At 64.8% G+C, this 12,360-nt stretch carries 11 protein-coding genes; 4 read left to right on the top strand and 7 right to left on the bottom strand.

The window, feature by feature from the left end:
• Positions 1 to 2: 2 nt before the first annotated feature.
• Both OH705_RS26220 and OH705_RS26215 read right to left on the bottom strand, forming a co-directional pair.
• Positions 3 to 1,361 carry an 8-oxoguanine deaminase gene (locus OH705_RS26220; RefSeq protein ID WP_267303345.1) on the bottom strand — a complete coding sequence of 453 codons (1,359 nt, stop codon included), beginning with the start codon at positions 1,359 to 1,361 and terminating at the stop codon, positions 3 to 5.
• A 78-nt stretch (positions 1,362 to 1,439) separates the two neighbouring features.
• The gene (locus tag OH705_RS26215) at positions 1,440 to 1,616 is read right to left on the bottom strand and encodes a hypothetical protein (RefSeq protein WP_158659505.1); all 177 of its coding nucleotides are present in this window, start codon (positions 1,614 to 1,616) and stop codon (positions 1,440 to 1,442) included.
• A gap of 313 nt (positions 1,617 to 1,929) precedes the next feature.
• On the opposite strand from OH705_RS26215, the gene OH705_RS26210 reads away from it, so the two are divergent.
• Together OH705_RS26210 and OH705_RS26205 are read left to right on the top strand one after the other, a co-directional pair.
• Positions 1,930 to 4,806: an HD domain-containing phosphohydrolase gene (locus OH705_RS26210; RefSeq protein WP_267303343.1), complete on the top strand. Its 2,877-nt coding sequence runs from the start codon at positions 1,930 to 1,932 to the stop codon at positions 4,804 to 4,806.
• Positions 4,807 to 4,838: 32 nt separating this feature from the next.
• Positions 4,839 to 5,369 (top strand): MgtC/SapB family protein, encoded by a 531-nt coding sequence (locus OH705_RS26205; protein WP_046855407.1) that lies wholly within the window; start codon positions 4,839 to 4,841, stop codon positions 5,367 to 5,369.
• 538 nt (positions 5,370 to 5,907) lie between these two features.
• Here OH705_RS26205 and OH705_RS26200 read toward each other — a convergent pair.
• From OH705_RS26200 to OH705_RS26190, 3 genes are all read right to left on the bottom strand, one after another.
• Positions 5,908 to 6,807 (bottom strand): hydroxymethylglutaryl-CoA lyase, encoded by a 900-nt coding sequence (locus OH705_RS26200; protein ID WP_094012571.1) that lies wholly within the window; start codon positions 6,805 to 6,807, stop codon positions 5,908 to 5,910.
• A 20-nt stretch (positions 6,808 to 6,827) separates the two neighbouring features.
• Positions 6,828 to 7,229, bottom strand: a complete 402-nt coding sequence (locus tag OH705_RS26195) for a MerR family transcriptional regulator (RefSeq protein ID WP_267303342.1) — start codon at positions 7,227 to 7,229, stop codon at positions 6,828 to 6,830.
• Positions 7,230 to 7,312: 83 nt separating this feature from the next.
• Positions 7,313 to 8,185 (bottom strand): helix-turn-helix domain-containing protein, encoded by an 873-nt coding sequence (locus tag OH705_RS26190; protein ID WP_023631569.1) that lies wholly within the window; start codon positions 8,183 to 8,185, stop codon positions 7,313 to 7,315.
• A gap of 171 nt (positions 8,186 to 8,356) precedes the next feature.
• On the opposite strand from OH705_RS26190, the gene pobA reads away from it, so the two are divergent.
• Complete coding sequence (pobA, locus tag OH705_RS26185; RefSeq protein ID WP_023631570.1) at positions 8,357 to 9,544, top strand: 4-hydroxybenzoate 3-monooxygenase; 1,188 nt, start codon at positions 8,357 to 8,359, stop codon at positions 9,542 to 9,544.
• Positions 9,545 to 9,552: 8 nt separating this feature from the next.
• Here the strand turns inward: pobA and OH705_RS26180 are convergent, their stop codons facing one another.
• Positions 9,553 to 10,215 carry an ankyrin repeat domain-containing protein gene (locus OH705_RS26180; protein ID WP_267303341.1) on the bottom strand — a complete coding sequence of 221 codons (663 nt, stop codon included), beginning with the start codon at positions 10,213 to 10,215 and terminating at the stop codon, positions 9,553 to 9,555.
• 158 nt (positions 10,216 to 10,373) lie between these two features.
• Between OH705_RS26180 and OH705_RS26175 the strand changes: the two genes are divergently transcribed.
• Positions 10,374 to 11,255 (top strand): LysR substrate-binding domain-containing protein, encoded by an 882-nt coding sequence (locus tag OH705_RS26175; protein ID WP_023631572.1) that lies wholly within the window; start codon positions 10,374 to 10,376, stop codon positions 11,253 to 11,255.
• A gap of 12 nt (positions 11,256 to 11,267) precedes the next feature.
• Here the strand turns inward: OH705_RS26175 and OH705_RS26170 are convergent, their stop codons facing one another.
• Complete coding sequence (locus tag OH705_RS26170; protein WP_267303340.1) at positions 11,268 to 11,996, bottom strand: DUF899 domain-containing protein; 729 nt, start codon at positions 11,994 to 11,996, stop codon at positions 11,268 to 11,270.
• Between the last annotated feature and the right edge of the window lie 364 nt (positions 11,997 to 12,360).

The raw sequence follows: 12,360 nt of genomic DNA, 5'->3' as shown, positions 1-12,360 counted from the left end.
GCCTACTCGCCGATGACCAACTGACGCGCCAACTGGTTATGACGCTGCAGCACTTTTGGCAGGTCGACGGTAGTGATGCGCCCGTCCTGAACCACCACACGTCCGTTGATCACACTGGTGTCGACGTGGGTCGGGGTGCAGAACACCAGCGCCGCCAGCGGGTCGTGGAGGGCGCCGGCGTAGGCCACATGGCCAAGGTCGAAGGCGACGAAGTCGGCGACCATGCCCGGTGCCAGGGCACCGATATCGTCACGGTTGAGCACCTTGGCACCACCCAGGGTGGCGATTTCCAGTGCTTCGCGGGCGGTCATCGCATCCGGGCCGAAGCCGACCCGTTGCAGCAGCAAGGCCTGGCGTACCTCGCCGATCATGCTGGCGCCGTCGTTGGATGCCGAACCATCGACCCCCAGCCCCACCGGCACGCCGTGGTCGCGCATCTTGCGGATCGGCGCGATGCCCGAGGCCAGGCGCATGTTCGAGCACGGGCAGTGGGCGACCCCGGTGCCGGTGCGGGCGAACAGCTCGATGCCGTGCTGGTCGAGTTGCACGCAGTGGGCATGCCACACATCGTGGCCGACCCAGCCCAGGTCCTCGGCGTATTCGGCCGGAGTCATGCCGAACTTCTCGCGGCTGTAGGCGATGTCGTTGACGTTCTCGGCCAGGTGGGTGTGCAGCGACACGCCGTACTCGCGGGCCAGGACCGCTGCTTCGCGCATCAGGTCGCGGCTCACCGAGAACGGCGAGCAGGGCGCCACCACCACGCGCCGCATCGAGCCATGGCTGGCGTCGTGGTAGTCCTCGATCAGGCGCTGGGATTCCTTGAGGATGTCGCTTTCCTTTTCCACCACCGAGTCCGGCGGCAGGCCGCCCTGGCTGCGGCCGACGCTCATGCTGCCGCGGGCGGCGTGGAAGCGCATGCCGATTTCCTCGGCGGCGTGGATGCTGTCGTCGAGCTTGCAGCCATTGGGGTAGATGTACAGGTGGTCGCTGGAGGTGGTGCAGCCCGAGAGGATCAGCTCGGCCATGGCCGTCTGGGTCGAGACCGCGATCATCTCCGGGGTCAGCCGCGCCCAGATCGGATAGAGGTTGGTCAGCCAGTTGAACAGTTCGCCGTCCTGGGCCGCCGGCACCACGCGGGTAAGGCTCTGGTACATGTGGTGGTGGGTGTTGACCAGGCCCGGGATGACCACCTTGCCGGTCATGTCGAGGATCACGTCGGCGTTTTGCGGCAGCGTTTCGCTGGGGCCGACCTGGCGGATCACGTTGTCTTCGATGTACAGGCCGCCGCGTTTGATTTCACGGCGTTCGCCGTCCATGGTCACCAGCAGTTCGGCGTTCTTGACCAGTAGGGTCTTGGGCATGTGTGTCCCCTCCCGTTTGGGATGTGTTTTCTGATTGTAGAGAGGCGCCTGGTGCATGGGCCGGGCGCACCAGGGCCGTCAGGCGCCGCGGCGTGGCCGGGCGTCGATGACAGGGGCGAACGGTTCACCGCGCACGTGCCAAGGCTGCGCCATGGCGGGCGCATCGGGCAGGTGGGCAGACGGTGACAGGGCGAATGCGGCAAGTGGCATTCGCGAAGGATGCCCGGTGAAGGCGGGCGGCAGTGGATGTCGCATGGCTTGAGCCTGTCGCAATACGCAACGGCGATGACCGTTGTCGTAGGCGCGAGGCAGTGTAAACAGAATTCGCTTGTTTTGTATACGATGGAATGTCTCGGCGAACCGCGGCCTGCAATCGCTTCGAAAAAGTGCATGCAGTCTTATATGGCGTCGTGCCACTATCGGGTTGTCTCGCTGCCAGCGGATATCTCGGGCCGGCACGTTCGCATGGGCTGATTACACTGTGGAAATCGCCACACGGGGGAGTACCTGGGATGGGCTGCGTGTTGAGAGGGCAGGCTGGACGGGCGTCCGCTCGAGGTAGACGGCCATGAACAACCGTGGCCGGAGCATTTCCCTGCAATGGTTGGTGGCATTGGCGATCATGCTGGGCATGCTGGCGCTGGGCGCGGCCCTGGCCTGGCAAGCCTACCTGGGCGTGCGCCAGGCCCTGGTGGCCGCCGCCGGCGATGCCGCCCAGCAGGTGGGCCGGACCATCGACGAGCGCGCCCGACGCCTGGTTGACCCGGTGCAGAGCAGCATTCGTCTGCTGGCCTTCAGCCCGGCGTCGGATACGTTGGCCGAGCGTCTCGAGCAATTGCCCCAACTGGCCGAGAGTCTGCGTGCCAACCGCATGCTCAGCGCTGCCTACGTCGGTTATCCCAACGGTGAATTCCTGCTGGTCCGCCGTTTGCGCGACCCGCAATTATTGCAGCGCTTCGCTGCTCCGGCAGACACGGCGTTCCTGGTCCAGACCGTCACCCAAGGCGAGGATGGCACGATGCAGGGGGAGTGGCGCTTCTATGACGCGGAACTGACCCTGTTGCAGCGCCAGAGCAAGTCCGACTATCAATACGATCCACGCCAACGTCCCTGGTTCATCGAAGCGAGCGCGCAGCCTGAAACCGTGCTCACTCGCCCCTACGTGTTCTTCACCACCCGCGAGATCGGCCTGACCATGGCCCAGCGCAGTGCCCAGGGCACGGCAGTGATCGGCATGGATGTCTCGGTCAGCGACCTGGCCAGCGAGAGCCGCGACCTGCGCATTACCGCAGGTACCGAGATCGCCGTGGTCGACGACCAGGGCAACGTGGTGGCCTATCCGGACCTGCAACGGGTGGTCGTGCGCGAGGGTGAGAGCGTGCGCCTGTCGCGCATTGGCGAGCTGGGCATCGGCAGCCTTGCGCATATCTACGCCGACATGCCCCAGGGCGCGAGCCCGCAGCCATACCAGGTCGAGGGGCAGATCTGGTACGGCATGCGCGTGCCGCTTACCTCCATGGCCGGACAGCACCTGCAGGTGCTGATCGCCGTGCCGGCCCACGAACTGCTGGCCGGCGCGCGCAAGGTGCTGCTCGAGCAATTGCTCTGGGCGGTGGCACTGGCCGCCGTGTTGCTGTTGCTCGGCGGATTGTTTGGCCGGCGCATCGGCCGTCCGTTGCGCCGGCTGACCGAGCAGGTGCAGGGCCTGGCCAGTTTCGATTTCAGCCGTGAGGTGGGCGTTGTCTCGCGGGTTTCCGAAGTACGTGAGTTGAGTCGGGTGCTGAGCCGCATGTCCGGCACCATCCGCAACTTCCAGGCGATCACCCTTACGTTGAGCCGCGAGACCCAACTTGAAGGCATGCTCGACGGCGTGCTCAATCACCTGGTGGCGGCAGCGGGCGTCAGCGCCGGTGCGGTGTATCTGTACGACGACAACACCCGGTTGCGCCTGGCCGCCGCCAGTCGCGGCCACGACTACCCCGAGGAACTGGCGGTGCCTGAAGGCGAGCGGCAAGACCTGGCCAGCGCGGTGACCCAGGCCCTCGCATGGCAAGGGCGCAGCCTGGCGGTGGTGCTCAATGACCGCGGCCAGGCGCTGCTCGGCATCCTGGTGCTGCAACTCGCCGATGCGAACGCGGCCCTGGGCCAGCCGTTCCAGCGCTTCGTCGAGGAACTGTCCGGAGCCGCCGCCGTGGCCATCGAGACCCGCCAGCTGGTCGAGGCCCAGCAGCGCCTGCTGGACGCCATGATCAAGTTGCTGGCCGACGCCATCGACGCCAAGAGCCCCTATACCGGCGGCCATTGCGAACGGGTGCCGCAACTGGCGCAGATGCTCCTGGACCAGGCCGTGCAGGCTGACAGCGGCCCCTATGCCGACTTCAGCATGAGCGAGGCCGAGCGCTACGAATTCCGCGTGGCCGCCTGGCTGCACGACTGCGGCAAGATCACCAGCCCCGAATACGTGGTGGACAAGGCGACCAAGCTGGAGACCTTGTACAACCGCATCCACGAGGTGCGCATGCGCTTCGAGGTGCTCTGGCGCGATGCCGAGGTCGCCTACTGGCAAGGCGTGGCCAACGGCGATGATGAGCCGGCGCTGCGGTGCACGCTGGAGGCATGCCGGGCAACCTTGCAGGAGGAGTTCGCCTTCGTCGCCAACGCCAACATCGGTGGCGAGTTCATGCAGGAGGCCGATATCGAGCGCCTGCGCACTATCGGCCAGCGCCGCTGGCGGCGGCACTTCGACAACCGCCTGGGCATCTCCCGCGATGAGGCGGAGCGGTTCACCGACATCTCGGCGGCAACCTTGCCGGTGGACGAGCCCCTGCTTGCCGACCGCGATGAGCACCGGGTGCCCTGGGGCGATCGTACGCCGCCGGTGGCCAAGGACGACCCGCGCAACCACTGGGGTTTCGACATGCGCCTGCCGGCCCATGCCAGCAACCACGGCGAGCTGTACAACCTGTCGATCCGCCGCGGCACGCTCAACGATGAAGAGCGCTTCAAGATCAACGAGCACATTGTGCAGACCATCATCATGCTCAGCGCGCTGCCGTTCCCGCGCCAGCTCAGGCGCGTGCCGTCAATCGCCGGCAACCACCACGAGAAGATGGACGGCAGCGGCTACCCGCGCAGGCTCGGCCAGGAGGCGTTGAGCATCCCCGAGCGGGTGATGGCGATCGCCGACATCTTCGAGGCGCTGACCGCGGCGGACCGGCCCTACAAGGCGCCGAAGACCTTGTCCGAGTCGGTGCAGATCCTGGTGTTCATGGCGCGGGACAAGCATGTCGACGGGCAGTTGCTGCGCTTGTTCCTGAGTAGCGGGGTATACCGGCAATATGCCGAGCGCTTCCTGCGCCCCGAGCAGATCGACGAACTGGACGTGGCGTACTGGTTGGAGCAGTTGCAGGGTTTCACGCCAGAGCAATCCACCTACACTTCTTGAGACCTGTTCGGCGGGATCTCTGGAGGCACCCGATGGAAGCATTCTGGCAAGCCTTTTTGGCGGCGTTGCAGACCGAATTCGCCGATGTCGCCGACGCGCGCGAGGTCTCGCGGATCCTAATTCGCCTGTTGATGGCGGCCCTGCTGGGGGCTGTGCTGGGCTTCGAGCGCGAGAGCAAGGGCAAGTCGGCCGGCGTGCGCACGCACATGCTGGTGTCCATGGGCGCGGCCTTGTTCGTCCTGGCGCCGAGCATGGCCGGGGCAGATGCGCAGGCGTTGAGCCGGGTGATCCAGGGCATCGTCGCCGGGATCGGCTTTCTCGGCGCGGGCACGATTCTCAAGGGCAATGGCCGCGACACCAGTCACGTCAAGGGCCTGACCACCGCGGCCGGGTTATGGATGACCGCCGCCATCGGCACGGCCGCCGGCATGGGGCGCGAGGCCACGGCGCTGGTCAGCACGGTGCTGGCGCTGCTGGTGCTGGCGAGCATGCCGTTGCTGGTGGAAAAGGTCGAAGGCGAGCATGAGGACAAGCGCGAGGAGGAGGAGGGCAGGAAGCACTGAGGGGAGCCGAAGCTCCCCTCATAAGCGTTGTTGCCTGCTCTTTTCTTATTATTGGAGACTGGCCTGTTGTTGTTTTTGTCGGCTGTCGTCTCTGCACTGCGGGGCCCCCAACCGGGGCCAAGAGCAAACGTATTTTTTTGAGCGCTGACCTGCGTTCATCCAACGTGATCCAACCTTGACTGCCGCTACCTCGGAGGTAGTTTTATTGTTCTTGCCAGGTTGCGGGGCCGGAACCCCTGGAATGCACGTCGACTCCAAAAAAATCTGCTTGCTACGCCTCTGCCGTGTTGTTCTTGTTATGTCAGAGCCGTTTACTGTTGTTTTTATTGGGTATCGCGTTTTTTGTTCTTGTTATGCCTAAAGATATAGCAGGTGGCGTGCCAACTTTTGAAAGCCCTTTAAAATCAATGACTTGTTGATTTTGCAGAGTAGATTGGCACGTGAAAATCTGTCGAATTGTTTCCCTGTTACCCGATTTTCTTCTGCGCAGCGTGTAGGCGGTAACACTCCACCCACACCTGTGTGACAAGCGTGTGACTCAGCGAACGCCGCGGGCCTTCGCCACCCGCGAACCGGTGGCGCGCCCAAGCACTTCGCTGATACGCAGGCCCGCGGCGATCAGCCGGTTCAGGTCAATGCCGGTTTCGATGCCCAGCCCTTGCAGCAGGTACACCACATCTTCGCTGGCGACGTTACCGGTGGCACCCTTGGCGTAGGGGCAGCCGCCCAGGCCGGCCACCGAGCTGTCGAACACGCTGATGCCCTCGAGCAGGCTGGCATAGACGTTGGCCAGCGCCTGGCCGTAGGTGTCGTGGAAGTGCCCGGCCAGCTGCGCGCGGGGCACTTGGGCCGAGACCACCTCGAACAGGCGGCGGGTGTCACCGGCGGTGCCGGTGCCGATGGTGTCGCCCAGCGACACTTCATAGCAGCCCATGTCATGCAGGGCCTTGGCCACCGGTGCCACCTGCTCGGCGCTGATGCGTCCCTCGTAGGGGCAGCCGAGCACGCAGGAGACATAGCCGCGCACCCGCACACCCTGGCTGCGGGCAGACTCCATGATTGGCTCGAAACGCTTGAGGCTGTCACTGATCGAGCAATTGATGTTGCGCTGGGAGAACGCTTCGGACGCCGCCGCGAACACCGCCACTTCCTTCACCCCGGCGGCCAGGGCATCCTCGAAACCGCGCAGGTTGGGCGCCAGCGCCGCATAGGTGACGCCCTCGCGCTGACGGATACCGGCGAACACTTCGCCGGAGCCGGCCATTTGCGGGACCCATTTGGGCGAAACGAAGCTGCCCACTTCTATGTAGGCGAGCCCGGCGTCGGTGAGGTCATCCACCAGGCGCACCTTGTCGGCGACGCTGATGGGCTGGGCTTCGTTCTGCAGGCCGTCGCGCGGGCCGACTTCGACCAGGCGGACATTCTTGGGCAATGACATGGCGGGCTTCCTGTGGCGGATCAACGGTGGGTGTGCGGCCGGTTCAGGGTGGCGGCCAGGGCCTGCTCGCAACGCTCCTGGGCGGTGTCCAGCTCCAGGTGCATCTGCTGGATGTCGAGCATCTGCTGTTCGAGCTGGGCGCGGCGTTCGGCGATCTTCGCCAGCATGCTGGTGAGCTGTTTCTGGTTGCCGCCGGAGGGGTCGTAGAGTTCGATCAGTTCACGGCATTCGGCCAGCGAGAAACCGATGCGCTTGCCGCGCAGGATCAGTTTGAGCGTGACCTTGTCGCGGGCCGAGTAGATGCGTTCCAGGCCGCGTCGTTCAGGGCTGAGCAGACCCTGCTCCTCATAGAAGCGGATGGCGCGGGTGGTGATGTCCAGTTCGCGGGACAGGTCGGAGATGCTGTAGGTCTGGCTGCTCATGCTTGCGCTCGGGGGAGGGAATGCGAGTAACCTAATGCCAGGTTGACGTATACGTCAAGCAAGCGCTGTGCTTGCAGCCCCGCTCAGACACTCACGGATTTGCGGTATGCCTTGGGCGTCTGCCCGTCGAGCCGTTTGAAGAACCGTGCAAAGTAGGTCGGGTCGCTGAACCCCAGGCTGTCGGACAACTGGCTGATGCTCATGCGCGTGTAGGCAAGATTGCGCCGTGCTTCGAGCAGCAGGCGCTGGTGGATCACCTGCAACGCCGATTGCCCGGCCAGCGCCCGGCACAGCTGGTTCAACAGCAGGCTGGTGATGCCCAGGCGCGCGGCGAAATCGTCCACGGCAAGGTGCTCGCGGTAATGCGCCTCGACCAGGCGCAGGTAACGGCCGAGCAACTGCTGGTCCCGTTCGTCCTGGCTGCGCGCTGGCAAGGCGGCTTGTTGGCGGTTGATCCACACCATCAGCGCGGTGACCAATGCCTGCAGCATGGGGCCGCGGGCCGGGGCGCTGCCCTGGTACTCCTGCTGCAGCGTGTCGATCAGGCCGTGCAGGCGCATGCGGTCCTTGCCCAGCGGGTAGCACCGTGCCGCCGCCAGCACGCTCAGGGGCGCGCCCAGGCGCTTTTCCAGATCGACCACCAAGGCCGTGCCGAACGTCAGCACATGCCCCTGGATATCGGCGCTGAAGCGAAAGCCATGGACAGTCAGCGGCGGCACCACCTGGATCGCCGCCTCGCGAATCACCCGGCGTTCGCCCTCGATCTCCACCTGTGCCTCGCCGCGCTGCACATAGAGCAGCTGGAACAGTTCGGCGTGCCGGTGCGGCTTGATCTCCCAGTGGTGCAGACGGCTGCGCGCCGGGATCGACTCGCAGTGCAGCAGGTCGGTATCCGGCCAGGCGCGGTGCTCGCCATACAGCTGGAACAACGGGATGCCGGGAAGGGGGCTGTGCATGGGGTAGGGTCTGTCCGTTAATCGAACGAATTTCAAGAAAGTGCAGTTTTCAAAACGGATTTCGCACGTTCTGCACATTTTTCAGCAGTAAAAATACAGGTGCAAACCCTAACAGCAGATGCGCGGCCTTTGCCAGTGCAAAGCCGGCATCGTCATCGTGAGACAACAACAATGAAGACTCAGGTTGCAATCATCGGCGCCGGCCCGTCCGGCCTGCTGCTCGGCCAGCTGCTGCACAACGCCGGCATCGATACGCTGATCGTCGAGCGCCAGACCCCGGACTATGTGCTGGGGCGCATCCGTGCCGGCGTGCTCGAACAGGGCACGGTCGAGTTGCTGCGCGAAGCCGGCGTGGCCCAGCGCATGGATCGCGAAGGGTTGGTCCATGAAGGGGTCGAGTTGCTGGTCGGTGGTCATCGCCAGCGTCTTGACCTCAAGGCACTGACCGCTGGCAAGACGGTGATGGTCTACGGCCAGACCGAGGTCACCCGCGACCTGATGCAGGCTCGCGAGCTGAGTGGGGCGCCGATCATCTATGCGGCCAACAATGTCCAGCCCCATGACATCGAGGGGCCGCGGCCTTACCTGACGTTCGACAAGGACGGTCGCCAGCACCGGGTCGAGTGCGATTACATCGCCGGCTGCGATGGCTTCCATGGCGTGGCCAGGCAGAGCATCCCGGCCAGCGTGCTGAAGGTGTACGAGCGGGTCTATCCGTTCGGCTGGCTGGGACTGCTGGCCGATACCCCGCCGGTCAACCATGAGCTGATCTACGCCCATCACGAACGCGGTTTCGTGCTGTGCAGCCAGCGCTCGCAGACGCGCAGCCGCTACTACCTGCAGGTGCCGCTGCAAGAGCGGGTCGAGGACTGGTCCGACGAGCGCTTCTGGACCGAACTCAAGGCGCGCCTGCCACAGGCGGTGGCCGAACAACTGGTGACCGGGCCTGCGCTGGAGAAGAGCATCGCGCCGCTGCGCAGCCTGGTGGTCGAGCCGATGCAGCATGGCCGCCTGTTCCTGGTCGGCGACGCCGCCCACATCGTGCCGCCCACCGGCGCCAAGGGCCTGAACCTGGCAGCCTCGGACGTCAACTACCTGTACCGGATCCTGGTCAAGGTCTACCGCGAGGGGCGCACCGACCTGCTGGCGCAGTATTCGCCCATGGCGTTGCGGCGGGTATGGAAGGGTGAGCGCTTCAGTTGGTTCATGACCCAGCTGCTGCATGACTTCGGCGAACACCAGGATGACTGGGACCGCAAGATGCAGGCGGCCGATCGCGAGTACTACCTGGGGTCGGCGGCGGGGCTGGCGAATATCGCCGAGAACTATGTGGGTCTGCCGTTCGAAGCTGTGGAATAACTGCCGCGTCAGCGGCGCTTGGGGCTTTCCAGCAAGGTGACCATTTCGCGATAACCGCGTTGGCGCGCATGCTCCAGCGCAGTCACGCTGTCCTTGTCGGCAATTAGCGGGTCAGCCCCGGCCGCCAGCAATTGGCGCACGATTTCCACATGCCGCGGGCCGCCATCGCCGAGGATCACCGCCTCGAGCAACGCGGTCCAGTGCAGGCGGTTGAGGTGGTTCACATCGACACCGGCCGCGATCAGCAACTGCACGGTGCTCACATGCCCGCGTTCGGCGGCCGGGATCAGCGCGGTACCACCGTAGCGGTTGGTGCTCTTCAGGTCGGCGCCATGGGCCAGGGTCAGGCGCAGGATGTCGTCCAGCCCCCGTGCGCCCGCGTACAGGTAGGGGCTGTCGTTGATATTGTCCTTGGCGTTGACGTCGGCGCCGGCCTCGATCAGTACCTTGGCGGCTTCCACTTCATTGGCGTGGGTGGCCACCAGCAACGCGGTCTGGCCCTGGTCGTTGCGGCTATCGGCCTGCGCGCCCCGATCGAGCAGTTGGCGCACGGCAGGGGCATCGCCGCGGCGAGCGGCATCGAGCAACGCAGTGTTCATGGCAGGGATCTCGGCATGGCTGGCAAGGCTGGTGAACAGGGTCAGCAGCAAGGCGGTGAACGGCAGGCGCATGGTGGTCGGCTCCTGATAGGACGAGGGTCCATGCTAGGCGGCCTGTGTTTGTAGCAGAAGTGAATAATCTGGATGGATCCCAGTGTATTTGCGCATGTTGCCGGGTATCGGTACCCGTGGTAGAAGTCAGGCTTGTCATTCAGAAGTTGAATACCAAGATGTCTGCCAGCGTAAAACCAAATAGGGCCCTGTTCGACCTCGACCTGCTGCGCGCCATCGTCGTGGTGGCTGACTGCGGCAGTTTCACCACCGCCGCGGCGCGCCTGCATTCCACGCAGTCGACCATCAGCCAGAAGGTCCGCCGCCTCGAGGACATGGTCGGCCACCGCCTGCTTGTGCGTGGCAACCGCGATGTGCTGCCCACTGATGCCGGGCAGACCCTGCTCGGTTATGCGCGGCACATGCTGGCCCTCAATGACCAGATGCTCGAGGCGTTGGCTGGGGCCATGGTCGGGGTAACCGTGCGCCTGGGCGTGCCGGAGGATTTCGTCGGCGGGCGCACCACCAATGCGTTGTCCGCGTTCAGCCGGCAGCACCCCCAGGTCAAGCTGGAAGTCACCAGCGGGCTATGCCGCGATCTCAGCCAGGCCTATGACAACGGCGAGCTCGACCTGGTGCTGCTCAAGCAGCGGCGCAACAGCCGCGAGGGCGTGGCCTGCTGGCCGGAGCGCCTGCAATGGATCGACAGCGCGCGCATGCCGTCTTTCGATCTCGACCCGATTCCCTTGGTGACTTTTCCGCCCCGCGGGCTGTACCGCGATGACATGATCAGCGCGATCGAAGGCATGGGCCGGCGCTGGCGCATCAGCTTCACCAGCTCGAGCCTCAGCGGTATCCAGGCGGCGGTGGCCGACGGCATGGGTATCAGCCTGCTGCCGCCGCGGGCAGCGCTGCTCGAGCACCGGGTGCTGGGCATCGAGCAGGGGCTGCCGGAGGTGGACAGCTACGAGATCGTCATCGTGCATCGTCCCACGGCAGATGTGATGGTCAAGGCACTGGCCGAGGTCTTGACAGAGTTGCTGGCGGTGCAGGCGATCTGACCTGCCGGAAACTCACTCCTTGCAGCAGTGCGGCTTGCCACTGGCACCTTCATAGCGATCATGATGCCGCACCCAGTCCATAGTCCCGTCCTCGTTGCGCCCCAGGGGCGCGAGGTCGAGGAAGTTGTACGCATTGACCAGGATGTCCAGCCCCCGGGCATAGGTGGAGTAGGTGTGGTGCAGGCTGCCGTCGCTATCGCGGTAGAACGCGCTGAGCCCGGGCAGCTCCGTTTCGTCGCCGGTGTAGGGTTCGTAGTTGTACTGGGCGCTGCCATCGGTGGCGACGGTGACGCCGAAATCCTGGTTGAAGCGGCTGCCGTGCGAGGAGAACCATGGGAAGTGCCAGCCCATGCGCTTGCGGAACGCCTGGAACTTGGCATAGGGCGCCTGCGAAACCGCCACCAGGGAAACATCGTGGTGGGCCAGGTGCAGGTTGGCGCCGTCGAAGTGGTCGGCCAGGAACGAGCAGCCCGGGCAGCCTTCGTGCCAGCCGTCGGCGAACATGAAGTGATAGACCAGCAACTGGCTGCGTCCGGCGAACAGCTCGCCCAGGCTTAGTTCGCCGCCCGGGCCCTGGAAACGGTAGTCCTGCTCCACCGCTACCCAGGGCAGGGCGCGGCGGGCGGCGGCGAGCTCGTCGCGTTGATGGGTGAAGGCCTTCTCGTGCAGCCAGAGCTGCTGGCGGGCGGCGAGCCATTGGCTGCGGGTTGCCACGGGGTGTTTGGGGGCTGGATGGCTCATGGGCGTGACTCCACGCTTGGGGGTTCACCCCGTAGTCGGATGGCCTTTAGGTAATTCGACAGTTTGTATCCGTTATCGACGAATGGTTGATCCGGAACCGGGAGTTTGCATTTACCGTTGATCACGAGCAGTTTGCTCTCGCTCTCGCTCTCGCTCTCGCTCTCGCTCTCGCTCTCGCTCTCGCTCTCGCTCTCGCTCTCGCTCTCGCTCTCACTCTCGCTCTGCTTTTGCTTCTAAGCGCGCGATAGTTCAGGCGACACAAATTGCGACTTCAGGAGGCCGAACGTAGGTCTTGCGGAGGGAGGTGACGGGCATGGATGCCCGTCAAGCGCTGCGCCCCAGGATGGGGCGTTCAGCGCGGTCC

The organism is Pseudomonas sp. BJa3 (genome assembly GCF_026343815.1).
GTDB classification, from domain to species: Bacteria; Pseudomonadota; Gammaproteobacteria; order Pseudomonadales; family Pseudomonadaceae; genus Aquipseudomonas; species Aquipseudomonas soli.
The sequence above is the reverse complement of the archived record's forward strand: the minus strand, read 5'-3'. Positions and strand labels throughout refer to the sequence as shown.